This is a genomic window from Streptomyces syringium (assembly GCF_017876625.1).
In the GTDB taxonomy this organism is placed as follows: Bacteria; Actinomycetota; Actinomycetes; order Streptomycetales; family Streptomycetaceae; genus Streptomyces; species Streptomyces syringius.
Genome location: NZ_JAGIOH010000001.1, coordinates 209,226 through 233,774, shown reverse-complemented (window position 1 = coordinate 233,774; position 24,549 = coordinate 209,226). Strand labels below are relative to the sequence as shown.

Here is a 24,549-nt window from a genome sequence, read left to right as displayed (position 1 = left end):
CCCTTGCTCTGGTTTTGCAGTTCAACGGCGTAGTGGGACGCGAGTGGGGCATCGGCCTGGACGATGTCAGAGCTCCTCCGAACCATCCGAGACGTTGTCAGCCTCCTGGCCCAGGGTGAAATGAGGTCAATGTGTCGGGTGTCGGAAGCTGCGAGATGTCACGCGGAGTTCCAGTTTTTTCGGTGTCAGGGTGATGCGGGCCGCCGGGGTGGCGGGTTTGGGTGGCGGGTGAATGTGCCAGCGTGCGGCGATGGAGGCCAGGGTGAGGGTGGAGTCGACGAGAGAGAAGGTGTCGCCGATGCACTTGCGGGCCCCGGCGGCGAATGGCAGGTAGGCGTTTCGGGGGCGGGCGGCTGCCTGGTCGGGTAGCCATCGGTCGACGTCGAACCGTTCGGGGTGGGGGTAGAGATCAGGGCGGTGGTGGATGGCGTAGGGGCTGTAGAGGAGATGGGTGCCAGCGGGCAGACGCTGCCCTGCGAGTTCGGTTGCTTCACGTGTGACCCGGGTCAGCGCCCATGCCGGGGCGTACATGCGCAGTGTTTCGCAGACGACCCGTCCGGTCAGGTCCAAGTGCGGCAGGTCCTCCCAGGTGGCCGTGCGACCCGCCAGGATGCTGTCGGCTTCGGCCTGTACGCGGGTCTGGAGGCCGGGGGTGGTTGCCAGGGTGTAGAGGGCCCAGGTCAGACCGTTGGCGGTGGATTCGATCCCGGCGACGAGCATGGTGGTGATCTGGTCGTGGATCTCTGCCTCCTCGAGGGCGCTGCCATCGGTGTCACGAGCGGCGAGCAAGGCGGATACCAGGTCCCCGTGGTCTGCGCCGTCGCGCCGGTATGCGGCCAGGACGCGGCTGACGGCCGTGTGAATATCCGCACGCGCCTGGTGATAGCTGCGGTTGCCTGGCGTGGGCAGGCGCCGCAGCGCTGGAACGGGGGTGACCATATGGCGGTAGATGCCCTGCATGACCGCGCCCAGCGACGCCTCGACGACTTGGGAGGCACGTGCGGCGACATCGTCGGGCTCCTCGGGGTCGGAGCTGAACAGGGCCCGCGCTACGATCCGGGCGGCGAGCATGTGCATCTCGGCCGATACCCGCAAGGTCTTCCCCTCGTGCCAGCTGCCCAGAACACTGCCGATCTGTTCGGTCATCACCCGCGCGTAGGCGGGCATGCGGCTTTTTTGGAAAAGGGGCTGAAGCAGCCTCCGCTGACGCCGGTGGTCACGGTAAGGGCAGGTGACCAGGCCGTTACCCATCACGGAACGCACCTTGTCGAAGACCGGGCCGCCCTTGTCGAAGATTCGGTCGCGGCGCAGGACCTGCTCCACGAGGTCGGGATGGCACACCACATAGGCGTGCCAGGGGCCGATGCGGATCTGTACCAGGTCACCGCGGGCGGGCAGGTGTTGGATAAAAGGGAGCAGCCCTCTGCGGAGCTGGAAGAGATGGCCGACCAGCGGCAGCCCACCGGGAGCGGCCACCGCCTTCCATGTGGTTTCGGTGTCCGTCATGGCTGATCACCTCTCCAATGAGGGAGGAGTGCTGAAGGCTTCATCAAGGGGGACGTCAACGATTTTCTTCTCCGGTTCACCTGTTCCACCGGGCATGCGGAGGGCGGGACGCGGATGGTGTCCCCGATGCCCTTGAAGGCGACCGCGGGTCTGAAGGGCCTCTGGGTTGGCCCGCCTCGGTGACGCCCAGGTGGAGGGGATAGTCGCACGCGTCGGAGAGCAGCCGGTTGGCGGCGACCATCGTCATCGGGTCGTGGTGCTTGACCACGATCTTGATATCGCGGAAGCCGTGTTCCTCGAATAGCGAGCACTCCCACAGCGCCCACTCCGCCAGCGCCTGCGGTGTTGCGGCGGTGTGTCTCGCCAACTGGTAGGGGCCTGGGGTCCAGGGGTCCGGCGTTGACCCCGATGCGTATGGGCACCCGCGCGGCGGAGGCGGTCGCCGCGATCTCGGCGACGCGGTCGTCGAAGCGTTTGATGTTGCCGGGGTTGACGCGGACGGCCGCGCACCCGGCGTCGATGGCGGCGAAGACGTAGCGGGGCTGGAAGTGGATGTCGGCGATGACGGGGATCGGTGACTTGGCCACGATGCGCGTGAGGGCGTCGGCGTCGTCCTGGGTGGGGACGGCGACGCGGACGATGTCGCAGCCGGCTGCGGTGATGGCGGCGATCTGCTGGGGGGTGGCGTCGATGTCGGCGGTGGGGGGGTGGTCATGGTCTGGACGGTGACCGGTGCGCCGCCGCCGATGGGGACATCGCCGACATGGATCTGCCGGGACGGCCGGCGCACCGGCGCTTGGGGGATGGGGTGGGCATGCCGAGGTGGGTGGTCATTGCGGCCTCCTCGTGTCGTTGAGGGGGCTGGTATTGGGGGTGAGGCCGTAGGTGGTGAGAGCCGTGCGGGCGTGCAGGACCGTCTTAGCGATGCCGTCCGCGTCGAGGCCCGCCCGGGCGAGCAGCGCGTCGCGGGGGCCGTGGGGGAGGAACGCGGACGGCAGGCCGAGGCTGTGGACCGGTGTGGTGACGGCGGTGTCGGTGCAGGCCTGGGCCAGGAGGGTGCCGAAGCCGCCCGTGCGGATGTTGTCCTCGACCGTGATCGTCAGGCGGTGGCGGGCTGCTAGGTGCACCAGTGCGGGGTTGACTGGGATGATCCAGCGGGGGTCCACCACGGTGCAGCCGATCCCCTCCTTCTCCTCGAGCTGGCGGGCGGCCTGGACAGCTGCGGGCGCGGTGGCCCCCGCAGTGGCCAGGAGGACATCGAGGGGGCGCCGGGTGCTTCGGTGGAGAACGTCCATTCCGTCCATCCGCGCCAGTGCCCCGAGGTCTGTTCCAGTGGTGGCCTTGGGCAGCCGCAGGGCGGTCGGCCCGTTTCCGATGGCGACCGCTTCGCGCAGCAGTTCCCGCAGCCTGGCGGTATCCCGGGGTGCGGCGACCCGTATCCCCGGTACCACCGACAGGAGGCTCAGGTCCCACATGCCGTGATGGGAGGGCCCATCCGGTCCGGTGATCCCGGCGCGGTCCAGGACGAAGGTCACCGGCAGCTGGTGCAATGCGACATCCATCAGCACCTGGTCGAAGGCCCGGTTCAGGAACGTGGCGTAGATGGCGACGACTGGGTGCAGTCCGCCCATCGCCAGACCGGCCGCGCTGGTGACCGCGTGCTGCTCGGCGATCCCCACATCGAAGACCCGCCCCGGGAACCGCTCGGCCATCAGGTGCAGGCCGGTCGGACGCAGCATGGACGCGGTCACCGCGACCAGGTCCTCGCGTTCCCCGGCCAGGGCAAGCAGCTCACCACCGAAGACACTGGTCCAGCTCCGGGGGACAGCCGCAGGGCCGCCTTGGGCTGATGGCCGCGATGTTGCGGGGCGGCCGGTGACCGGGTCGGTGACACCGACAGCGTGGAAGCGGTCGGCGTCATCATTCTCGGCAGGCGGGTATCCCTGCCCCTTGACCGTCACCACATGCACGACCACCGGGCTGTGCAGGGACCTCGCCCGCCGCAGCGCGTTCTCAAGCGCGGGGATGTCGTGTCCGTCGACGGGGCCGATGAAGGCGAGACCATGCTGCGTGAACACGTTCGCGCCCGTCACCTGGCTCTGCTGCGCACCCGCACCGCGCAGCAGAGCCAGGTGACGGGCGAGGGCGCCGGTGGTGGGGGCGTAGGAGCGGCCGTTGTCGTTGAGGACGATGATGACGGGCCGGCCGGGGGCGGCGGCGATGTTGTCGAGTGCTTCCCAGGCCATGCCGCCGGTCAGGGCTCCGTCGCCGATGACCGCCACGACCGCACGGTCCTGCTCGCCGGTGAGTCGGCGGGCCTTGGCCAGGCCGTCGGCGTAGGACAGGGCGGTGGAGGCGTGCGAGTTCTCGACCAGGTCGTGGTCCGACTCGGCCCGGCAGAGGTACCCGGAGAGCCCGCTGGCCTGGCGGAGCGTGCCGAACTCCTCGTGCCGGCCAGTCAGGAGTTTGTGCACGTACCCCTGGTGGCCGATGTCGAAGAGCAGTGTGTCACGGGGGGAGTCGAAGACCCGGTGCAGAGCGATCGTCAGCTCCACCACACCCAGATTCGGCCCCAGATGCCCGCCCCTCGCACACACCGTGTCCACCAGGCGGCGGCGGATCTGCGCAGCCAGCTCGGACAGCCGCCCAGCGGGCAGCGCACGCAACGCCCCGGGACCAGTCACCGACGCGAGCCGGTCTTGGGTTCCAACAGAAGGGGATGGCGTGAAACTGTCCATGTTCTGTCCGTCCAGCCACAGCGCGGGAACACATGCAAAGACATGCACACCCCACGCAGAGGGAGCTACGTCTATCGTCGGCAGGGGGGAGTCAGGAACCCGATCTCATACGACGTGCTGAAGGGGGAGGGCTCGCGAGCGCGGCCGACGGAGCCGCACCCGAAGAGGGGAGACCGGCCCGGTACATGCGTGAGCAAACCCGGGCCGCACACCCAAACGGGAGGCTCAACTTCCACCTTCAACTATCCGGAACGCTTTGACCAGGCACATACCCCACCAGAAGGAGCACGCCCGTACCACCCCCTGCACGACCGGTCCACCGGCGCGCCCGACCGAGCGCGAGCCGCCGTGGAAACGCCGCCCGTCCGTACACGCTCTTGGCCTTCCCCTCGTAGCGTGGAGGTTTGACTGAAGGGGTAGGTGAGGGTCATAGCGGGGAAGCGACGTTCGTATGACGCGCCGTTCCGTGAGGGTGCGGTACGGATTGAGGCGTCCCCCGGAGTGCGGACACGGGGTTCATGCTGCGAGTGTGGTTCTAGGCTAGATACAGCCATGAGCCACCGACCTGCACATATGTGATGTCGCCGCACCACTTCTCGTTCAGCTGCCCGGCAGTGAAGGCACGCTGGACGAGGTCCGGGGCGGGCGGTGCGAGCCGGTCCGGAACGGTAGTGCGCTTGCGCCGACGCAGGTGGCGGCCCTCGATCCTGTGGAGACGCATCAGTCGCTCGACACGCTTGCGGTTGACGGTGTGCCCGAAGCCCCGAAGCTCGGCATGGACGCGGCGCACTCCGTACGTTCCCTTGTGCGTGGTGTGGACCTCGCGGATTGACGGCGGCCGTGGCAAAGTCCAGGTGTGCGGCCAGTTGAGTCCAGGCTGATGGCCACCGGAAATCCAGGTGGATGGCCGTTTGACCTGTGGTGTTCCTGATCGCTTCCTTATCTGAAGTTCCGTGTCCTGCCATGCTCGATGTCCCGCACGAGCTCATCGAGCATGTCGCATGGCTGCTGCACGTCCGCAGAACCGAGATCGACTCTCCCTGGTGCAGGCTGGGTTGTTTCAAGCAAGCCCTCCTCGCGCTCGCTCATCTATGGAAGAACGAGACGTTCGCCCAGCTCGGGGCAGGTTTCGGTGTGTCCGAAGCCACCGCGTGGAGGTACGTCGACGAAACCCTCGAGGTCCTGGCCGCCTGGGCGCCCGGTCTCCGGGAGGCGCCCGTGGGCCTGGGTGAAGGCGACTTCGTCATCGTTGACGGCACTCTGATCCCCGCCGACCGCATCAAGGCGGATCAGCCCTACTACTCACAGAAGCACAAGAAGCACGGCATGAACGTGCAGGTCATCACCCGTCCTGACGGGACGCCGCTGTGGTTCTGCCGCGCGCTGCCCGGCCGGACCCATGGCCTGACCGCGGCCAGAGCCCACGGCATCGTCCAGGCCTGCCTCACCCGGCAGATCCTCATCCTGGCCGACCGCGCCTACCAAGGAGCCGGCGCCACCGTCCGCACCCCCTACCACCACCGCATCCAACCGCCGCACTACCAGCGATTCAACCGTGTACATGCCCGGCTTCGCACTCCGGGAGAACGCGCCTTCGCCCGCCTCAAGTCCTGCCGCGTCCTTCGCCGGACCAGATGCCCCACCAACCGCGTCGGACGGATCGTCACGGCCGTCCACACCCTCCTCACCTGCAGCTATTCAGAATGAAAAAGGTTCAGTGGGGAATGGACGCCAAGTCGGCATCAGCCCCAACCGACTCATGTCAATAGTGAGGGCAGTTCTCCCTCTGGAGCAGCATCGCTGAAATATCATATTGATCAGAAACTCATGGGGTTCTCGTCCAGGACGTAGCGGACGTGTGGGCCGCCGAAGTAGCCGCGGACGATACGGGGCTGGCGTTGGCGTCTGCGGAAGAAGCTCGGCGGCGAGTTCGGCCTGGTTGCGGGCTCGGTGCTGCCGGGGCAGGCTGTGCTGGAGGTCGGCGTTGACCAGCTCGTCGGGGTTCAGCTCGGGCGAGTAGGGCGGTCAGGAAGTGCAGTTCGATGTCATCGGGGTGGGCGGCGAGCCAGTCGCGGACCTTCTTGGATCGGTGGACGGAGTGCCCGTCGGTCACAAGGTAAACCTTGTGACCGAAGTGGCCGGCGAGCCGGTCCAGGAAGCGGCACATCACTTCGGCGGTGAAGCTCTCTGTGAAGACCATGAAGTGCATCCGGCCCTTGGTACTGATCGCCGACATCGCATTCACCGAGAACCGGTTCCCGCTCCGCCGCACGACGGGGGTCCTGCCCTTCTCATCCCAGGTACGGCCGGTGACCTGGTCGGACCGGATGCCGACCTGGTCGGCGAAGAGGATTTCGCCGCCGTCCTTCCCCGCCTTCGCACGGATCTTCGGCCAGGTCTCCTGATGCCAGCGCCGGACGGCCTCGGGGTCCTGCTCGACGGCCCGCTTGTCCGGACGCTGGAAGGACAGCCCCCACCGCTTCAGGTACTTGCCCACACCCGGTTCGGTCAGCCGCACCCGGTACAGCTGCGCGATCAGCTCACCCACCAGCCGCCGCGTCCACAACTGACCGGAAAGCCCCACCGCACAGGGCAGGTGGTCCAAGACCACCTGCCGCACAGCGGCCTGCTCGGCCTCCCCCAGCACCTGGTACACCCCGACCGGTTTGCCGCGCGGACGCATGACCAGCGCGTCCCGCCCGCCGGCCTGCCACTTCATCCACCACGTGTCGACCGCCTTCAGCGACACCCCAAAAACCGCCGCCACATCCTCACGGTCCCGCCCCGCCACCAGCGCGGCCAACGCCCGCAGCCGCAACGCTTCCTGCGCCGACGGCGACAAGTGCCGCGCGTCCCCCACCAGATCGCTCACACCCACCCAACGACCCAGAACCCAAACCGTTTCTGATCAATAATCAGCCGACTTCACTCCGAGCGCCCCCTTCATGCACCCTCCCCCACCCCCACAAGAGCAGTACCGTAAAGGGACCCCCAAGACCGCGAGCCACCTGAGCACTCAGCAATTCAGCAAACCCACAGGACTGCCGAATCACGGGATGGAAAAGGTTCGCTGCCACACCTTCCCACTCGGATCAGCTGGAGGAAACCGTCATGAGCAAGTACATCCTGTGCGCTAGCTCGCCGCTCCGTATCTGGACCATCGACACCAGCGCGAAGACCGTGGGCGGCCCGGTCACTCTGGACTGGAAACGGTGGGACCCAAACCACGAGTTCCCGTTTACCTTCGTGGCGGATGCTGCCCGATCGCTGGTCTACCACACTAGTGCCTCCAAGAGCGTTCAGGAGATCGATGTCAGCAACCCCAAGAGCCCGACTGTCAAGCAGCTGCAGACCAGCAAGGGGGTGAACCTGATGTGCGCGGCTCTCGCCGGCGGCTTCGGACAGCCCTCCCATGTCGACCAGCGCCTGTATGCCGGGGGCAGTGACGGGTTCATCTACACTTTCCCCCTCGACTCCAGCGGAAAGACCCGCAAGGCAACGTCCGACCCCGCACCCTACGAAGTCCTGGAAGCCCACAACAGGCCCATCATCGATCTCGCCATCACCTCCGACGGCACCCACGCCTTCGCCCTCATCCAAAGCAACGACGGCAAAGCCGCCGCCGTCACCAAAGACCTCAAACCCATGCCCCACCCCCCACGAGTGCACTACCTCGCCGACCGCCCCCAATGGGACACCATCCCCAACCCCCGCCACATCAAACTCAGCCCCGACGAACGCCACCTTATCGTCACTTCTGACGGATACAATTGCACCATCATTGACACGACGACAAATGAATCCCATCTACGCTCCCTCGCCTCCGACGCCTGGGTTGGCCCAGTGTATGTGGACAATACTTCTGCCTACTTTTGTAACGCCATCCGAGACTTCCATAACGTTGAGCTCGCGAGCGGAGGAGTGGCGAAATCTGGGACTAGCTCCGGACTTGTGGGTCTTGCTGGAATTGGAGATGGACATGTACTGCTTACCACTAGCGAAAATTCGTCAGGTGATCTCACATGTGTCCTCTTCACATATGACGGAAAGGAACGAGTTGATATTGCTAAGATGAATTTCAGTGCAGGGGGTGAGTGCCTACTGTTCGGAAGGAACCTGATGCTCGAGGGAGGCTGATGCCCGGAAAGTTGTTCAAAGCGGACTGGCCGCCCGGTGGGGCGAGCAGACCTGGCAGCGCGAGAGCACCGCGTGGCGGGCGGCAACCCCCGAGGAACGCGACGAGGTATCCCGTACCGAGCAGGACCGGCTGTGGAGCGTGCAGCACCCACGCCCCGCACAGGATGTCGCCGGCGACCTGCGCGCCGCCGTGCTGGTGCCGCCCGGCCGCCCCGTCGTCCTGGCCCTCACACGGCAGCGCCGGGATGTCGACCGGCATCTTCTGGACGGGGTGCAGGCGCTCCAGGACCAGGGCATCGCGGGACTGACCGTGATCCCACACAACGAAGGTCTGCAGAGACGCATCGTCGAACCTGGTGCAGGTCCACTCCCGATGCGCATGCTGGCCATTGGCTGGGAGCTGGCGGCCGCCGTCCACCAGGCCCAGCCGAGTCGTCGGTAGCCACCCCCGCGGACCGCAAGGGGGCGGCTGCGCAACAGTGGTCTGGGGGCGCCCCCCGGCGTCGGCTGCCCAAGACCGCTGATGTCCTGGTCGAAGCCGGGGCCGGGGAGAGCCGAGGGCAGAGGGTGACTCAATGGGGTGGAGTCATCCGCATTCGGCGCCGACCCGGCCCCTCCGGCCGCTACGCTCGGCGAGCGCGGTACGTGTGGGCCGTGTCGTAGGGGCAAGGGGGCTGTAGCTCGTGGTATCCGTTCCGCCGGCCGTGAAGACCCCGGACGGCGGCCCCGGCACGACGGCGGCAGCACAGATGCGTGTGCTGGCCGAATGCGCCGCGGTGTTCATTCCGGCCGATCCTCCGCGGGAGAGCCGCGTGGCGTTCTGGCGCACGGACGGAACGCCGCCGCCGGACGCCGACGGTAGGTTGACGGTGGTGCGCCCGCACGCTGCTTCGGTACGCCGCCGGGAGGTGGCTGCCACCCTCGTGCCGGCGTCGCAAGCCCTGGCAGTCCTCACCGAGGCACGCCAGATGCCCGGTGCTGATCCGGCGGCCGCGTTCTGGGGTGCGGCCACCGTGCTCGCCCTGCACATGCTGGCTCGCGGCCGGCTGCTGCCCGGTGTCAGCCCGGCCGGGTTCGACGCATGGCGGATCGGCCCGTACGACGGCCAGGACCGGGCGCGGCTTGCGGAGCTGGCGGCCGCGATGCCGCCCGAGACGCGCGCGGTGCCGGTCGAGGGCGCGGCAGCGCTGGAACTGCCACGGGCCGAGCCGCTGCTGCGGGCCTTCATGGACGCGGTCGCCGATGTGCTTGCCCGTAGTCCGGCGGGCCCCCTCGCTGCGGGCGGTGATGCCTGGACCGCGACCGGGCCGCAGCAGGTGGGGGAGCAGCGGGAGTGGGCGGCGGACATGGCCGCCGGCCTGGACGCGGGCGTGGGCATCTCGCTGCGCATCGAGCTGCCCGGAACAGACAGCGAGGGCGCGTGGGACGAGGACGCGGTCGGCCCGGGCGGTGACGACGGCGACCTGGGGCTGGATGCGGAGGGCCGGTTCGGGGCTGTGGTCCAGCTGCACCACCTCGCCGATGCCGTGGTCGTCGCCGATGCGCGTGACATCTGGTCAGGCCGCTCGCCCGCCGCCGGCCTGTTCGGCCCGGAAGCACGGGCGCAGGCGCTGCTGGTCCTGCGCCGGGCCGCCCGCGCATGGCCGCCACTGCAGCGCCTGCTGACCATGGCGGTCCCGGCCGGGCTGGAGCTGTCCGACGCCGAGGTGAGCGACCTCCTCGGCGACGCCGCGGCCTCCCTGGCGGCGGCGGGTGTCCAGGTCCACTGGCCCAAGGAGCTGGCCCGGCAGCTGCTGGCCCGCGCCGTCGTCGAGCCCGCCGAGAAGACCGCCTCCGACCTGCCGTCCCTGCTCTCCACCGATGCCCTCCTGGCCTTCCGCTGGCAGTTCACCCTCGACGGCCGCGAACTCGGCCCGGCCGAGCTCGACCGGCTCGCGGAGGCGCAGCGTCCCATGGTGCGCCTGCGCGACCAGTGGGTCCTCATCGATCCCGAGATCCTGGCCCGGGCCCGCGACCGCAAGGCCCGCGAGCTCACCCCTGTCGAGGCGCTGAGTACCGTCCTGGCCGGGAGCGCGGACCTCGACGGCGAGCGGGTCGAGGTCACCGCGCGGGGCTGGCTGGCGGAGCTGAAGGAACGCCTCGCCGACCCCGAGGCGACGGCCCGCCGTACGCCGGTGCCCCAGCCCGCCGCGCTGACGGCCACCTTGCGCGACTACCAGCTCCGGGGTCTGACCTGGCTGGACCAGATGACCTCCCTCGGCCTCGGCGGATGCCTCGCCGACGACATGGGCCTGGGCAAGACGATCACCCTCATCGCCCTCCACCTGCACCGCCAGAGCAACCCGGCCACCGCCGGGCCGACCCTGGTGGTCTGCCCGACGTCGCTGCTGGGCAACTGGGCCCGTGAGATCGAGAAGTTCGCGCCCGGTACCCCCGTCCGGCGCTATCACGGCACCAAGCGCAGCCTGGCCGACACGACCGAGGGCTTCGTCCTGACCACCTACGCCACCATGCGCCTGCGCGCAGCCGAACTCGCCGAGCACCCTTGGGGGCTGGTCGTGGCGGATGAGGCGCAGCATGTGAAGAACCCCTTCTCGGCGACCGCGAAGGCCCTGCGGACGCTGCGGGCCCGGGCCAGGGTCGCGCTCACCGGAACGCCCGTCGAGAACAATTTGTCGGAATTGTGGGCGCTGCTGGACTGGACGACCCCGGGACTGCTGGGGTCCTTGAAGGCGTTCTGTGACCAGTACGCCCGGGGTGCGGAGAGCGGCGAGGACCCCGGCGCCGCCCGGCGCCTGGCCGCGCTGGTCGCCCCGTTCCTGCTGCGCCGCAAGAAGTCGGATCCGGGTATCGCTCCCGAACTGCCGCCGAAAACCGCCACCGACCACCCCGTCACCCTGACCAAGGAGCAGGTGGCCCTCTACGAGGCGGTGGTCCGCGAGACGATGGCCGCGATCCGCGAGAGCGACGGCATCGCCCGCCGCGGCCTGGTCCTCAAACTCCTGGCCGCGCTGAAACAGATCGCCAACCACCCCGCCCAGTTCCTGAAGGAGCCCGGGGCGAAGACGGCGGGCCGGTCCGGGAAGCTGGAGCTCCTGGACGAACTGCTGGACGTCATCCTCGCCGAGGACGGCGCGGTCCTGGTCTTCACCCAGTACGTCAGCATGGGCCACCTGATCAAGGACCACCTGGCCGACCGGGGCATCACCGCGCAGTTCCTCCACGGCGCCACCCCCGTCAACCAGCGTGAGGAGATGGTGCGCCGCTTCCAGGACGGCGAGGTCCCCGTCTTCCTGCTCTCCCTCAAGGCCGCCGGCACCGGCCTGAACCTGACCCGGGCCGGGCACGTCATCCACTACGACCGCTGGTGGAACCCGGCGGTCGAGGAACAGGCCACGGACCGCGCCTACCGCATCGGCCAGACCCAGCCCGTCCAGGTCCACCGGCTGATCGCCGAAGGCACGGTCGAGGACCGGATCGCCGAACTCCTTGAAACCAAGCGGGCGCTGGCGGACGCGGTCCTCGGCGGCGGGGAGAGCGCGTTCACCGAACTGAGCGACGCCGAGCTCGCCGACTTCGTCCAGCTCAGGAGCGCGCCCCGATGAACCACACACCCGGCGGCGACCGCCGGCGCGTCTTCCCGCCGCTGCCCACCGCCCGCGGCCGCCGCTCCTTCGCCGAGTCCTGGTGGGGCAACGCCTGGGTCAGCGCCCTGGAAGGCCCGACCCGCTCCGCCACCGGACGCCTCGCCCGCGGACGCACCTACGCCCGCGCCGGAAACGTCCGCGAGATCACCATCACCCCCGGCCGCGCCACCGCCCAGGTCAAGGGCAGCCGCCCCACCCCCTATCGAACCTCCATGGAGATCCCGCAGCTCACCGCCGCCCAGTGGGACGCCCTGCTCGATGCGGCTGCAGCACAAGCCGGGCACCTCGCCGCCCTCCTAGACCACGACATGCCGACCGCCTTGGCCAAGGACGCCGCACAGGCCGGAGCGCGGCTCCTGCCGACCAGAGGTGAGCTCGTTCCGTACTGCTCGTGCCCCGATGACGGCTACCCCTGCAAACACGCCGCCGCCCTCTACTACCAGGTCGCCCGGCTCCTCGACCACGATCCCTTCGTTCTCCTGCTCCTAGGAGGGCGCGGCGAGAAGGAGGTCATGGCCGACCTCCACCAGCGCAACGCCGCCCAGGCCGCCGTAACCACGCCCGCCGCCGAGTCTCCACCGTCCGGTCTGCCTGCCCGGGACGTGTTCGCCGCTGCCCGCGCCGGGCTGCCACCGCTGCCCGCACCACCACCCCTTGTCGACCATCCCGGCCCGGTGGCCCAGCTGTCCGCGGCCGGCGAACCCGTACCCGGACTGGACCCGGCAGCCCTGGAGTTCCTGGCCGCCGACACCGCCACCCGCGCGGCCCATCTGCTGCACCAGGCCCTGCTGCCCCACGACGCCCTTCAGCAGCCCGCCGCCCCGGTGCCCCGGTGCCCCTCAGCGTCGACGACGACCTTGTACGGCTTGCCGTGGCCAGGCCCCCCACCGAGATCTTCACCCGCCTGTGCTGGAGCGCGCACCGCACCCCCGTCTCCCTCGCCCGGGCGGCCCGCGCCTGGCAGTACGGCGGAGCAGCGGCCCTGACGATCCTCGACGAGCCATGGGATCCGGATCCGTCCTACCTCCGCGCCGTGCGCGAGCAGATCAGACAAGCGTGGGACGGAGAGCGCGCTCCCGCAGTGCGCGCCGCCGGGAACAACTGGCTCACGCTGATCGGACACGACGCCCAGCTCCGCCTGGGGACCGACGGGCACCTCTGGTACCCGTACCGCAAGAAGCACGGCGGCTGGTGGCCGGCCGGGCACCCGCACCGGGACGTCGCGGCCGTACTGGGCGACCTGCTCGCGTCGGAGGCCGACTAGCCTCAAGGGCACCGTCGCCGGCTCACAGTCCTCCCTCGCTGCCGGCACCGCGAGAGGTGACCGGTCGCTGTTCCCTCGCTGCTGAGCAGGGCCACGTCCGCTCAGGTCGAAATTGCGTTCCCTTTTGCGTGAGTGTCAGGTTACGGTCGGTGTCACCCGAGATCGACAAAGGGGGATTTCATGCCTATCGTGACCGCCTCGCCCGGCCGGCCTCCGGGCATCCGTGAGGACGCCGACGGGCTGACCGAGCGCCAGCGCGCCGTCCTGAGGTGCATCCTCAGCTCGGTGCGCAGCCGCGGTTACCCGCCCTCGATGCGGGAGATCGGGGAGGCGGTGAAGCTGTCCAGCACCAGCTCCGTGGCCCACCAGCTTCTCGCGCTGGAGCGTAAAGGGTTCCTTCATCGAGACCCGCACCGGCCACGCGCGTACGCCCTCGCTCCGCACGCCCAGGCACTGGCTGATGCCCGCTCCCTGCCCACGCCGCCGTCCGATGCGTACCTCTCCCCACGGGAGGAGGAGGCCGAGAGGAACGCCGCCGTGGCACATGTCCCGCTCCTCGGCAGGATCGCCGCCGGGGCTCCCCTCCTGGCTGGACAGGAGACCCAGGACGTGCTCCCGATGCCACGGCAAGCAGTGGGCCACGGGGAGCTGTTCGCGCTGACAGTCGTGGGCCAGAGCATGATCGACGCCGGTATCAGAGATGGTGATGTGGTCACCGTACGACGTCAGAGCGCCGCAGACCCCGGCGACATCGTCGGTGCCCTCCTGGCCGACGGCGAGGCCACCGTCAAGAAGCTGCGCATCGCCGACGACGGCGCATGGCTGATGCCCTGCAACATCGCCTACCAGCCGATTCGTCTGGAGAACGACGCAGCAATCCTGGGCAAGGTCGTCGCGGTGCTGCGCTCTCTCTACTGACCTTGTAGTCGTGGTGTCGTGAGTGTGAGTCCGGTGCCGGTGAGGCATCCGTCGATGATGTCGCTGCGGTATTGGATGTGGCGGAGGCCGTGTCGGAGTCGGCGCTTGAGGTGGTCCGGGTCAGTGAAGGCGGTGTTGGCCTGGGTGGTGCGGCGGAGGATTGACCAGATGCCCTCGACGGGGTTGAGGTCGGGTGCGTAGGGCGGCAGGTGGTAGGCCGAGATCCAGTCCTGCGCATCGATGAAGGCCTGCATCCGGCGGTCTTTGTGGACATTCAAGTTGTCCCAGATGAGGAGAATGGGTCCGTCAGGCTGCTGATGGGCGGCGATGAGGAGGGCTCGGTACTCGGTCCAGGCGAAACTCTTGCGGCCCCCGCCTTGGTGATCGGTATGTCGTTTGGGCCGGTAGACCAGGCGGGACCGCGTCCCAGGTTTGTAGCAGCACAGGGCTGCGACGGAAAAGCGTCGCTGGGAGCGTCCGCGGACCCGGATGACCGGTGTGCTGCCGCGTTTGCTCCAGGTGCGTGAGGTCGGCGGCGTCATCGAGAAGCCGGCTTCGTCCTCGAAGACGATCCAGGCCCCGAGCGCCGCCGCGGTGTTTCCACGTGCGGCCACACGTCCTTCACCCAGCCGGTCACCGTCGCCTCGTCGCGTTCGACCGCACGGCGTGCCGGTACCTGATGACTCCAGCCATGCCGCCGCAGCATCTGCGAGATCCCCGACAGTGTCATCGGTTTGTGAAACCGGCGGCCGATCAGAGTCTTGATCCTGGCCAGTGTCCATCTCTGGTCCGGCCAGCCGTGGGCGACTGGGCCCTTGGCCAGTTCCTCCTCCTAGGGACTGTGTGAGGTTGTGATCAGCCGGGTGTCTTTGGGAGGTCGTTGATCCAGATCATCGAGGCGCGGAGGTGGAGGCCTGCGAGGTAGCTTTCGGGTGTCTTGTCGTAGCGGGTCGCGATGCCCCGCCAGGCCTTCAGCTTGTTGATCAGGCGCTTGACGGTGTTCCGCTCCTTGTAGAGGCCGGCGTCGTGGCTGACGGTCCGGCCGCCCCGGCTGCCCTTCTTCCAGCGGTTGGCGGCCTGGTCCCTCTTCTCCGGGATGACAGCCTTGATCTGGCGTTTCCGCAGGTAGGCGCGGTTGGCCCGGGAGGAATAGGCCTTGTCCGCAGCGACGGCGCCGGGCCGGGTGCGGGGACGCCCGACGGGCAGGCGGACACGCACCTTCTTAACCACGGGGACGAACTGCGGGCTGTCGGCGGCCTGTCCGACGGTCAGGACGAGCGACAGGGGCCGGCACCTGCGGTCCCCGGCGAGATGGACTGTGCTGGTCAGCCCGCCCCTGGACCTGCCCAGCAGGGCTTGGTTCAGACGAAGTCTGCGGCGTCGCCGGATGCGTCGCCGTTCGTCTCGCCCGGGGCTGTCCTCGTCGTCCTGCCCGTTGTGTCCCTGCGGGCCGCCCCCTTCTGCCGGCCACGCTCCTGCCCGGCAGCGGCTTTCTCCAGAGCCTCCATGACCTCCTCGTCGATGCGCATCCCGGCTGCGTCGTGGTGGGCGCGGACGGTCGTGGAGTCCACGCTGACCAGGGACAAGTCCGTCTCACCCCGGCGGGCGGTCTCGGCAATCAGGCCCTCCAGCAACGTGCTGAAGACGCCCGCGTCCCTCCACACCCGGAAACGGCCGTAGACCGTCGGCCACGGGCCAAACTCACCAGGCATCTCCCGCCACTGGGCGCTGGACCGGAACCGCCAGATCACCCCCTCGAACTGATCCCGCAGCCGCTGGGGGTACGGACCGTACTCACCTATCGGCAGGTACGGCTCGATGAACGCCCACTGATCATCCGTGAGTTGCCTACGCGTCACACCCAACGTCCTACCGGATTCCGCCCCCAGACCAGAACGGAATCCGAAAGTGATCACAACCCCACACAGCCCCTAAGGAAGCGGGGTTCGTCGACACCCTGCACTACGGCGTCCGACTCAGTAACCACAGCCCCGTGATCGATCTGTCCGATGTCTCCCAGCGGTGGCTCCGCGACCTGCTCTGGGACTGCATGGACACCCGGCTCACGAACGACCCTCCGCGGACGAAGTCGCCGTTTCATGCTGCCAGGCGCGGATGCATCGAGCTCAGTGCCTACCTTGAAGCGCACGCCCCCGCCGGTGGCCACGATCCCACCTTGCTGACCAAGGAGCACGCGGTCGACTTCGTTGCCGACTTGCGCCACCGGGCCCAGCACGGGCTGCCGTCCCTGGGTCTCTTCGCCCAGGGCAGCCACCGCACCCGGCCCGCAAGCGTCACCCAGCGGATGGCCGGACAGAACTTCAACGGCGTGCGTCAGGTCCTGCGGACCGCGATGGACGCCGGGGAAACTGAACGGATCGGGCTGGGCCGCCCCTTCGTCGTGGCCGTGCCGACCGGCGAGCAGAAGCCCGGACGACGCCGCCCCTTCCCCGACGACGTGGCCCGTGCACTGGCCAGCGACCGCAACCTCGCCATCCTGGACAGCCTCGACGCTTAGGACCGGGGGCTGCAGGACATCTGGGAAGCCCTCGTGTTCACCGGCCGGCGTTGCAGCGAAGTGCTCCAGCTCCGCCTCGAGTGTGTCGACCGGCTGAACAACATCCCGATCTTCTGGCATGACCAGACCAAGGTCGGGAAGTTCGACGACGGCATCCGCATCCCGGAACGGCTCTGCGAACGCCTCCGCCAGCGCCAGGCCAAGACCATCGCGCGCTTCGTAGGAAGGCACGGCCGCCCGCCCACGGCCGACGAGCGGCGCCGTCTGGCGCTGTTTCCCACCAAGCAGGCCAACCGCCACGGCCTCAAGAACGTGAGCTACCAGTGGTTCCACGTCCGCTTCCGCGAGTGGCTCGACGGCCTGGACATTGGGCACTACGTCCCCCACCAAGCGCGGCACACCTTGGCCACCAAGCTCCTGCGCAACGGCGCGAATCTCATCCATGTCAAGCGCTACCTCGGGCACGTCTCCGAGCGCATGGCCGAGCACTACATCCACCTCGCCAACACGGACCCGAAGCTTGAAGCCGCCCTCAACGCGGTCTGGGTTGCCGGCCCCGGAGCAGCCGAACCCGGCCTGGACCTGTCCTCCGGCCAGCCCATGACACGTCAGGAAGCCGAAGCGCTTGTCATCGACCTCTCTCGCCGCAGCACCCCGGCTGAGGGGGGCTTCTGCACCTTCCAGCCCGTCGTCAGCGGCGACGCCTGCCCCTGGAACCTCAACTGCCACAACTGCGACAAATTCGTCATGTCCGGTGCCGACCTCGTCTACTGGCACCGCAAACGTGAGCAGTGGCGAACGCTCGCCGAACGCGCCCCTGATGCGAACACCGCGGACTACCTCCACGAGGTCTTCGAACCCACCGCCCGAGCCATCGACGGCCTGGAGAAAGCCCTCAGCGCCGTCGGCCTCCTCGACGAAGCCCTGACCCTCGTGTCAACGATCACGTAATTCCCCAGCTGATGCGGCTTGAGCGTCACGTAATTCCCCACCCCGCACGGTCACGTTATTCCCCATGGGGATGACGGAGGCGGAAAGCGGGTGTCCTGGCCATCGAAAAGGCGGACGCTGCCCCTCGACCAGTGGTTCGAGAAGGTCGGGGGCCAGCACCGGATGGCAAGGAGAACATTCACCGTGGTCGACATCACCGAGATTTACGTCCACTGGTATGCGGGCCGTTCCAAGAGCGAGCTGGCCACGTCGCTGGGAGTGGACCGCAAGACGGTCAGGAAGTACCTGGCCCCGGCGGAGGCCGCCGGAATCACCCCGGGCGGGCCGCCGAGGAGCCAGGCCGACTGGGCCAGGCTGATCAAAAGCTGGTTCCCCGAACTCGCCGAGTCCAGGCTCCGGCAGATCACCTGGCCGGAGATCGACAAACACCGCGACTACATCAAGAAAATGCTGGGGACGGTGACCGTCAGCACGATCCACCAGCGCCTTCGCGACGAGCACGGACTGGAGGCGTCGGTCTCCAGCTTCCGCCGCTGGGTCCATGCCACCCTGCCGGAAGAGACCCGAAGATCGCAGGTCACGGTCCTGCGAGACGACGTCGAGCCCGGCTCGGAGGCCCAGATCGACTACGGCTTCCTGGGCCAGTGGATCAACCCCCGCAGCGGAAAACGGCACCGGATCTGGGCCTTCGTGATGGTGCTGCCCTGCTCGCGCCACATGTTCGTCCGCCCCGTGCTCACCCTCGACCAGCACGCATGGACGGCTGCCCACGTCGAGGCATTCAGATTCTTCGACGGGGCACCAAAACGACTGGTGCCGGACAACCTCCGCACCGGGGTCGACAAGCCCGACCTCTACGACCCGAAAATCAACAAGGTTTATGGCGAACTCGTCGCCCACTACGGCGCATTGGTCGGCCCGGCCCGGGCCGGGCGGCCGAAGGACAAACCGAGGGTCGAGCGGCCTATGCCCTACGTCCGCGACTCGTATTGGCGCGGTCGGGAGTTCGTCTCCGTCGAGCACATGCAGGCCGAGGCCATCAAGTGGTGCATGAAAGTGGCCGGCAGGCGGCAGTGCCGGCCACTGGGCGGGGCCGCACCACTCTCGGTCTTCGAAGCGGTCGAGGCCCAGACCCTGCTGCCGCTTCCCAGAACACCGTTCGTGCTGGCGAAATGGTCCTCCGCGGCCGTCGGGCCGGACATCCACGTCAAGGCGGGCCGCACCCTCTACTCGGTGCCCTGGAAACTGATCGGCAAGCGCGTCGATATCCGCTCCACCGCTGCTATGGTGCACATCTTCCACGACGGCGAACTGGTCAAGACCCACGCCGCCCGGGACCAAGGAAAGCGGACCGACAAGCACGATTATCCGCCGGAGAAGATCGCCTTCCATATGCGGACGCCGGTCTGGTGCCGCACCCAGGCCGCCGAGGTCGGCGGGGCATGCAGCGAGGTCATCGGGCAGCTGCTGGAGGTCAACGCGCTCTACCGGCTCCGCGCTGCCCAGGGGATTCTCGGTCTCCGCAAGAAGTACGGCGAAACGCGGCTGGAAGCGGCCTGCGCGAAGTCCCTCGCGGTCGGCGACCCGTCCTACCGCACCGTCAAGGGCATCCTGATCGCCGGCACCGAGACCGACCCGGAGCCGGAGACCAGCGGTGACGCGGGTGCCGCCGCGTTCCTCCACGGGCCCAAGCGGCTCTTCGCGACCGCCGCGTCCCCCGTCACAGCGGAGGACCACCACGACGACCAGGGCCGCCGCGAAGGTGAAGGAGTCGCCTGATGACCATCATGGACACCGCTCTGCGGGACTCGCTCAAATCGCTCAAGCTCTCCGGCATGCTCGAGACCCTCGACGCCCGCCTCTCCCAGGCCCACGGCGGCGAACTCGGACACCTGGAGTTCCTGCAGATCCTCTGCCAGGACGAGATCACCCGCCGTGAGACCGTCGCCTTCCAACGGCGCCTGCAACGGGCGAAGTTCGAGCAGCAGGCCACTCTGGAGGAGTTCGACTCCTCGTCCTCGCCGAAGCTGCCCGCGGTCCAGATCCGTGACCTCGCGGCCCTGCGGTGGCTGCACGCCGGCGAGTCGGTCATCCTCTTCGGCCCGGTCGGCGTCGGAAAGACACACGTCGCCCAGGCCCTGGGCCACCTCGCCATCCGCCAGGGCGCCCACGCGCGGTTCGCCAAGACCAGCCGGATCCTCGCCGACCTCGCAGGCGGACACGCCGACCGCACCTGGGACAGACGTCTGCGAGAACTCGTACGCCCCGACGTGCTCATCCTCGACGACTTCGCCATGCGGCAGCTGACCGCCACCCAGGCCGACGACCTCTACGAACTGGTCAGCGAACGGCAGGGGAGGTCCCTGGTCATCACCAGCAACAGAGCACCGAGCGACTGGTATCCCCTCTTCCCCAACCCCGTCGTCGCCGAGTCACTCCTGGACCGGCTCATCAACACCAGCCACCAGGTCATCATGAACGGCCCCAGCTACCGGCCGAACAAACGGCCCAGAAACGGCAACAACAAGACAACCGGAGGCCCGATCAGCTAGACAAGAACACAGCCAGGACCTGGGGAATTCCGTGAAGCCAGGCTCGGGGAATATCGCGATCGTCCACACTTCTTCTGCGATGACCCCGCCGTCGCCTATGGCGTGCTGCTCGCGAGGTCGCCAGCGAGCGTGCGGGAACTGGCCGCGACGTCGGAGGAGGTACGGCCCTGGCTCGACGGGTTGCGCGGGGCATTCGACGAGCATGCCGCACTGCCCGGGGGCTGGGTCCGCGACTTCGACGAGTTCACCGAGCTGCTCGATGACTGGGATCGCGTCCTTTCCGAGGCCGCCCGGAGGGGCTGGGGCATCGTCGGGCTGAGCGAGTAGGGGCAGATCGGTCACCTCGCGCGCTGGCCGGGGAGTCATGTCGTGGCTTCCTGTTCGTGATCTTCGACTCCCCGGTTGTGGAAGGGGCAATGCAGCGTGTGCTGTGCTGCCTCGACGGTCGTCAATCCGATCGACGTGGAGTGGTCCTGCTCAGGCGAATCGGCCTGCGAGCCTCAGCGGCCGGGTGTCGCAGTGTTCGATTAGTGTTCAACCCCCATCACTACGCACCTTGGTGAGTCGCCTCGAATCTCTGGCGCAGCTGACCTGGCCCCGTGAGCCCGCAGGGGATGATGTTTGGCTGCTGCTGGCTCTGGGTCATCTAGATGAGGCCTTGGCGGAGGGCGTAGGCCACGGCGTGCGAGCGGTTGCGCAGGTTCAGGCGGGTCATCACCGCGTGGAGGATGTTCTTGATGGTGCGTTCGGAGTAGGCGAGTTTCAGGGCGATGTCGGCGGTGTCGTATCCGTCGGCGACCAGCCGCAGTACCTCGATCTCGCGGGCGGCCAGGCCGTTGAAGTTGACGCCGCGCGGCCCGAGCACCTCGCCCTGCAGCCGGCCGACCTGCTCCAGCAGGCTGCCCAGCAGATCGGCCGGCACATACCCCTCTCCCCGCGCCACGGCCCCTATCACCTGGACCAGCCGTTCCGGGGTGGCCTCGGCCCGCCGGACGACTCCGATGAAGCCGCATTCCGCCGCGCTCGCGAGTTGCTGCTCGTCGATCTGCGTGATGACCAGCACCCCCCGCGCGGTGCTGGTCCGCTGGATCTGGCGCAGCACCCGCAGCGCGACCTCGTCGACGGTGTCCACCACCATCAAGACCACCTGGGCGACTTCAGCGTCGCTTTGGCCGACGAGGCTTACTTCGGGGCGGGTGCGCAGCTGCCCCGCCACCCCGGCCTGCGAGATGGGGTCCTGGGCTCTCACCTCCACCACGATGCGGCCCGCGGTCGCCCCGTTCACCGTGCATCCGACAGGTGCTGGCGTGCGGTGGTGATGTCGTGGGCCCTACGCAGGGCCAGCGCACGCATCCGGTGTGCCAGGTCGTCGACCTTCGTATCCCGGGTGGTGCTGGCTGACAGCAGGGCGTCGTCTCCGGCGGCGATGGTGAGGACGTATCCGGTGCTGAACTCGACGAGGCTCATGTGCCATGAGGCGTCGCCCGGTGGGCAGAACTCCGCGCTCACACGGTGGGTGGCGTGGGCTGCGGCCAGTCCGGCCGCGATCCGGTCGGCCTCCTGCACCTCCAGGCTGGTGCTGTGCACGCGCACCAGGCCGTCGAGGGTCAGCACCATCGCGCCCCTGACCGCAGGGTCCGCGACGATCTCGTCCAGGAGGCGGGCGTCATAGTCGTGATGGGTATACACACAGGTCCTTCCCGGGGGTGGGGGTGCGGCGGGTGGTTTGCCCGCCGCACCTTGTGTATCAGGCGCGGGTGAAGCCGCGTCGCCGCTCGGTGTCCGGGACCTCGTAGCGCAGCGCGTCGAGTTCGACCTGTGCCGCGTTCTGGTGAGGAGGTGTTCGGCGAGGCCGCCGTCCGCGTAGGCGGCGAGGGCTTGGTCGAGGCCGGCCGGGACGGGCGTGTGGGCGGTCGTCGTGTAGGCGTTGCCGGTGCTGGCGGGCGGGGGTGTGAGGGCTTCGCGGATGCCGTGGTGGGCGGCGGCGAGAACGGAGGCCAGGGCGAGGTAGGGGTTGGCGTCGGCGCCCGGCAGGCGGATCTCCAGGTGGCGTCCGCGTCCGTGGCCGCTCACGCGTACGGCGCAGGTGCGGTTGTCGTGCCCCCCCATGTGAAGTGGGTGGGGGCGAAGGAGGCGGAGCGGTAGCGGCGGTAGGAGTTGGGTGTGGGTGCGTACAGGGGGGCGAGCTGGGGCAGCGCGTCGAGCAGTCCGGCGATGGCCTGCAGAGCGATGGGGGACAGTTCACCAGTGGAGTCGGCCAGGACCGGCTTGTCCGCCTGCCACCCACTCGGGGCGTCGCCGTCACCGACATCCCCCCACGGCAGCCGTGTGGCGTAAGGGCCCATCGCGGTGAACACCCGTGCCGCTTCGGGGTACTGGTGGGCGGCCCACAGGGCGTGCGCCAGATGGCTGAGGTCGAGAACCGAGCGCTCCACCATGGGCGTGGCCGGGTGGTCGAACCAGCCGTCGAGCGCGCACGTGATGTCGTGCAGGGCATGGTCGGCAGCCCACTCCCCGCGGCCCAGCAGGCCCTCACCCCGCCGCCGGTACCCGTAGCTCTCCGCGAATGTGTACAGCGGCAGCATCAGAGTTGCTGACCCGTCCGGTGCCAAGGACTGGGCCCAGCGCCCGAAATCGATGGCCTCGGCACGCGAGCCACCGGCACGCACATACAGGAACTGCAGCATGCGGTGGCACGCCTCACGGTTACCCAGGTCACGCTCGCGCGCCTGCTCCAGCAGCTCCCACGGGCCCGGCGGCAGCATGCGCTCCGGAGCCCGGGCCCGGTTCTCCTGCAGCATCTGCCGCTCATCCAGCTGCGCCAGCGCTAGCCGGCACACCCACGGGACCGGGTCGGCAGGCGCGACCCGGGCCGCTGCCTCACAGGCCACGCGGGCGTCCTGAACCACCTCCCACACACCGGAGAGCTGATGACGGTGCGCCCGCAGGGCCCGCTCCACCTTCACCCGGGCCCGCATCACCGTGGCGTCGACGCTGCCGCGCTCTTCCGCCTCCCATTCCTGGATGACGGTCGAGCGCGCCGCCACAGCCGCCAGGACCTGGGTCCGGGCGGTACGTAACCCCCAGCGATTCCGCGTGGTGGCAAGGAGGTTGCGCATGGCCAGCCAGCGGCCGGCCTCCAGCTCCTCCAGCACCGGGTGCAGCTCGTGGTCCAGGCCCGCCGGGTGATACACCGGCCAGAAACCCCGCTCCCGGCTCACTCCTCCTCCCCGCAGCGGTCCTCAATCTCCCGCAGCACCGCCAAGCCCTCCTCCGCAGAACCGGCTTGAGCCCACAGGCCGTCCAGCACCGTGTGCAGAGAGCTGTCACCGGAGTTGGAGTCGTCCACCGCGAGCGACTCCTGGACGAACAACAGCTGCCCGCCCGGCAAGGTCAGCTCCGCAAGGTTGCCCGGCGGCACGCTCAGTCCCTGCTCCGGGCTCAGGAAACGCACCTCGACCTGCTCCAGATCGGCCGCACGGCGCAGCCACCAGCACTGGCCTGCCACGACCCCGGGCCCCCAGGTCGCGCTGCGCAGGGCTGCCTCCTCCAGCACGATCTCCACCCGGCACCCGGAAGGGTGCCCCCGAGGCGCGGGCCGGGCGGTGACGGCCGACAGGTCGGGATCGACGATCAGCCCACCGTGCCGCCTGACCAGCGCCTGCGCATACGCCGGAGCCTGGAACATCCCCGGCACCATGAGGGAGGAGTAGACCCGCATGGATATCGCCTCCCGCTCGACACCGAACAAGCGGACCCGCCACCCGGGGGCCACGTCACCCGCCCGGTGACAGGCCTGCCGGGGCCGGGCCTGTGCCAGCAGATGTTTGAGCCCCTCAAGCTCCCAGGCGCTGTAGCGGTTGTACAGACGCAGGAGCGTCCCAAGGTCGCCCTCAGGCGGCAGGGCCTCGGCACGCTCCATCCGGCTGATCGTCGCGACGCTGCAACCGGTCGCATCTGCCGCGTCCTGCTGGACCTTCCCGGCCCGGCAGCGTAAGTACCGCAGGTACACGCCGACAACGAGGGCGGCGGCGGCCGGTGGCGGACTGCTCATGGTGTTACCCCCCAGGGCAATGATCGGGACGACGGCCGCGCGTGACCCCCTGCTGCCGGTGAGGACGCGGGGCCTGCTGTACCGGGACAGGTGATGATCACGGGCGTCACAGGGCCGTTTCGGGGTGCACGAGCGCCAGGAAGACGCGGTGGTCGCGGCACCAGCACAACTCAACCCTGTACAAGCGGTCGCAGGTGCTGAGGTGGGTCCGGGTCGGCATGAGGACCCCGTGGGCGCGCTGCTCCAGCAGCGCCCGGCGGACCC

General features: G+C 68.7%; 19 protein-coding genes and 4 pseudogenes. 12 read left to right on the top strand and 11 right to left on the bottom strand.

Translation table 11 applies throughout. The features are described 5' to 3' along the window. Positions 1–126: 126 nt before the first annotated feature. The 4 genes and pseudogenes from JO379_RS01160 to JO379_RS01145 all read right to left on the bottom strand — a co-directional run. Entirely contained in the window at positions 127–1,506 is a 1,380-nt protein-coding gene (locus tag JO379_RS01160) for a cytochrome P450 (protein ID WP_209513348.1), read from the bottom strand. Positions 1,507–1,532: 26 nt separating this feature from the next. Continuing rightward, positions 1,533–2,340: pseudogene (locus tag JO379_RS01155) on the bottom strand (flavodoxin-dependent (E)-4-hydroxy-3-methylbut-2-enyl-diphosphate synthase); the annotation flags it as partial. After that, positions 2,337–4,244, bottom strand: a complete 1,908-nt coding sequence (locus JO379_RS01150) for a 1-deoxy-D-xylulose-5-phosphate synthase (RefSeq protein WP_209513347.1) — start codon at positions 4,242–4,244, stop codon at positions 2,337–2,339. The pseudogene JO379_RS01155 and the gene JO379_RS01150, both read right to left, overlap by 4 nt. A gap of 538 nt (positions 4,245–4,782) precedes the next feature. Continuing rightward, positions 4,783–5,073 (bottom strand): annotated as a pseudogene (locus tag JO379_RS01145) (IS3 family transposase); the annotation flags it as partial. Positions 5,074–5,207: 134 nt separating this feature from the next. Between JO379_RS01145 and JO379_RS01140 the strand changes: the two are divergent. Further along, the gene (locus JO379_RS01140; RefSeq protein WP_209513345.1) at positions 5,208–5,951 is read left to right on the top strand and encodes a transposase family protein; all 744 of its coding nucleotides are present in this window, start codon (positions 5,208–5,210) and stop codon (positions 5,949–5,951) included. A gap of 118 nt (positions 5,952–6,069) precedes the next feature. On the opposite strand, the gene JO379_RS01135 is transcribed toward JO379_RS01140, so the two are convergent. Further along, positions 6,070–7,116: an IS630 family transposase gene (locus tag JO379_RS01135; RefSeq protein ID WP_443742788.1), complete on the bottom strand. Its 1,047-nt coding sequence runs from the start codon at positions 7,114–7,116 to the stop codon at positions 6,070–6,072. A 239-nt stretch (positions 7,117–7,355) separates the two neighbouring features. Between JO379_RS01135 and JO379_RS01130 the strand changes: the two genes are divergently transcribed. The 6 genes from JO379_RS01130 (at position 7,356) to lexA (ending at position 14,210) form a co-directional block, all read left to right on the top strand. Next, positions 7,356–8,381, top strand: a complete 1,026-nt coding sequence (locus JO379_RS01130; RefSeq protein ID WP_209513344.1) for a hypothetical protein — start codon at positions 7,356–7,358, stop codon at positions 8,379–8,381. A 139-nt stretch (positions 8,382–8,520) separates the two neighbouring features. Continuing rightward, a complete protein-coding gene (locus JO379_RS01125) occupies positions 8,521–8,823 on the top strand; it encodes a hypothetical protein (RefSeq protein WP_209513343.1) in 303 nt (100 codons plus the stop codon). Between the two features lie 307 nt (positions 8,824–9,130). Further along, positions 9,131–11,986 carry an SCO1167/SCO6262 family helicase gene (locus JO379_RS01120; RefSeq protein ID WP_209518407.1) on the top strand — a complete coding sequence of 952 codons (2,856 nt, stop codon included), beginning with the start codon at positions 9,131–9,133 and terminating at the stop codon, positions 11,984–11,986. Further along, complete coding sequence (locus JO379_RS33005) at positions 11,983–13,014, top strand: SWIM zinc finger family protein (RefSeq protein ID WP_281066567.1); 1,032 nt, start codon at positions 11,983–11,985, stop codon at positions 13,012–13,014. Before JO379_RS01120 ends, JO379_RS33005 begins: the two co-directional genes overlap by 4 nt. A 47-nt stretch (positions 13,015–13,061) precedes the next feature. Then, positions 13,062–13,292 (top strand): hypothetical protein, encoded by a 231-nt coding sequence (locus tag JO379_RS33000; RefSeq protein ID WP_245381326.1) that lies wholly within the window; start codon positions 13,062–13,064, stop codon positions 13,290–13,292. Positions 13,293–13,472: 180 nt separating this feature from the next. Continuing rightward, positions 13,473–14,210 (top strand): transcriptional repressor LexA, encoded by a 738-nt coding sequence (gene lexA / locus JO379_RS01110; protein ID WP_209513342.1) that lies wholly within the window; start codon positions 13,473–13,475, stop codon positions 14,208–14,210. On the opposite strand, the pseudogene JO379_RS01105 reads toward lexA, so the two are convergent. Together JO379_RS01105 and JO379_RS01095 are read right to left on the bottom strand one after the other, a co-directional pair. Next, positions 14,204–15,042, bottom strand: a pseudogene (locus JO379_RS01105) (IS630 family transposase); the annotation flags it as partial. The gene lexA and the pseudogene JO379_RS01105 overlap by 7 nt on opposite strands. 23 nt (positions 15,043–15,065) lie before the next feature. Next, positions 15,066–16,069, bottom strand: a pseudogene (locus tag JO379_RS01095) (IS5 family transposase). A 134-nt stretch (positions 16,070–16,203) separates the two neighbouring features. Between JO379_RS01095 and JO379_RS01090 the strand changes: the two are divergent. The 5 genes from JO379_RS01090 (at position 16,204) to JO379_RS01070 (ending at position 20,558) form a co-directional block, all read left to right on the top strand. Beyond that, entirely contained in the window at positions 16,204–16,728 is a 525-nt protein-coding gene (locus JO379_RS01090) for a hypothetical protein (protein WP_209513340.1), read from the top strand. Positions 16,729–16,761: 33 nt separating this feature from the next. Beyond that, the gene (locus JO379_RS01085; RefSeq protein ID WP_209513339.1) at positions 16,762–17,679 is read left to right on the top strand and encodes a tyrosine-type recombinase/integrase; all 918 of its coding nucleotides are present in this window, start codon (positions 16,762–16,764) and stop codon (positions 17,677–17,679) included. Between the two features lie 183 nt (positions 17,680–17,862). Next, complete coding sequence (istA, locus tag JO379_RS01080) at positions 17,863–19,458, top strand: IS21 family transposase (protein WP_209513338.1); 1,596 nt, start codon at positions 17,863–17,865, stop codon at positions 19,456–19,458. After that, positions 19,458–20,231 carry an IS21-like element helper ATPase IstB gene (gene istB / locus JO379_RS01075; protein WP_209513337.1) on the top strand — a complete coding sequence of 258 codons (774 nt, stop codon included), beginning with the start codon at positions 19,458–19,460 and terminating at the stop codon, positions 20,229–20,231. Before istA ends, istB begins: the two co-directional genes overlap by 1 nt. A gap of 129 nt (positions 20,232–20,360) precedes the next feature. Beyond that, the gene (locus JO379_RS01070) at positions 20,361–20,558 is read left to right on the top strand and encodes a hypothetical protein (protein WP_209513336.1); all 198 of its coding nucleotides are present in this window, start codon (positions 20,361–20,363) and stop codon (positions 20,556–20,558) included. A 319-nt stretch (positions 20,559–20,877) separates the two neighbouring features. Here the strand turns inward: JO379_RS01070 and JO379_RS01065 are convergent, their stop codons facing one another. From JO379_RS01065 to JO379_RS01050, 4 genes are all read right to left on the bottom strand, one after another. Further along, entirely contained in the window at positions 20,878–21,447 is a 570-nt protein-coding gene (locus JO379_RS01065; protein WP_209518405.1) for a helix-turn-helix transcriptional regulator, read from the bottom strand. A 65-nt stretch (positions 21,448–21,512) separates the two neighbouring features. Continuing rightward, on the bottom strand, positions 21,513–22,340 hold the full coding sequence (locus tag JO379_RS01060) for a roadblock/LC7 domain-containing protein (RefSeq protein ID WP_209513335.1): 828 nt from the start codon (positions 22,338–22,340) through the stop codon (positions 21,513–21,515). Further along, entirely contained in the window at positions 22,301–23,452 is a 1,152-nt protein-coding gene (locus tag JO379_RS33830) for a hypothetical protein (RefSeq protein WP_209513334.1), read from the bottom strand. The genes JO379_RS01060 and JO379_RS33830 overlap by 40 nt, the downstream gene beginning before the upstream one ends. Next, complete coding sequence (locus JO379_RS01050) at positions 23,449–24,285, bottom strand: Scr1 family TA system antitoxin-like transcriptional regulator (protein WP_209513333.1); 837 nt, start codon at positions 24,283–24,285, stop codon at positions 23,449–23,451. The genes JO379_RS33830 and JO379_RS01050 overlap by 4 nt, the downstream gene beginning before the upstream one ends. Positions 24,286–24,549: the final 264 nt, after the last annotated feature.

Coding starts and splice junctions, on each gene's coding strand:
- JO379_RS01160 (WP_209513348.1), bottom strand. CDS start 1,506: ATGACGGACACCGAAACCACATGGAAGGCGGTGGCCGCTCCCGGTGGG.
- JO379_RS01150 (WP_209513347.1), bottom strand. CDS start 4,244: ATGGACAGTTTCACGCCATCCCCTTCTGTTGGAACCCAAGACCGGCTC.
- JO379_RS01140 (WP_209513345.1), top strand. CDS start 5,208: ATGCTCGATGTCCCGCACGAGCTCATCGAGCATGTCGCATGGCTGCTG.
- JO379_RS01130 (WP_209513344.1), top strand. CDS start 7,356: ATGAGCAAGTACATCCTGTGCGCTAGCTCGCCGCTCCGTATCTGGACC.
- JO379_RS01120 (WP_209518407.1), top strand. CDS start 9,131: ATGCGTGTGCTGGCCGAATGCGCCGCGGTGTTCATTCCGGCCGATCCT.
- JO379_RS33005 (WP_281066567.1), top strand. CDS start 11,983: ATGAACCACACACCCGGCGGCGACCGCCGGCGCGTCTTCCCGCCGCTG.
- lexA (WP_209513342.1), top strand. CDS start 13,473: ATGCCTATCGTGACCGCCTCGCCCGGCCGGCCTCCGGGCATCCGTGAG.
- istB (WP_209513337.1), top strand. CDS start 19,458: ATGACCATCATGGACACCGCTCTGCGGGACTCGCTCAAATCGCTCAAG.
- JO379_RS01060 (WP_209513335.1), bottom strand. CDS start 22,340: ATGGGGGGGCACGACAACCGCACCTGCGCCGTACGCGTGAGCGGCCAC.
- JO379_RS01050 (WP_209513333.1), bottom strand. CDS start 24,285: ATGAGCAGTCCGCCACCGGCCGCCGCCGCCCTCGTTGTCGGCGTGTAC.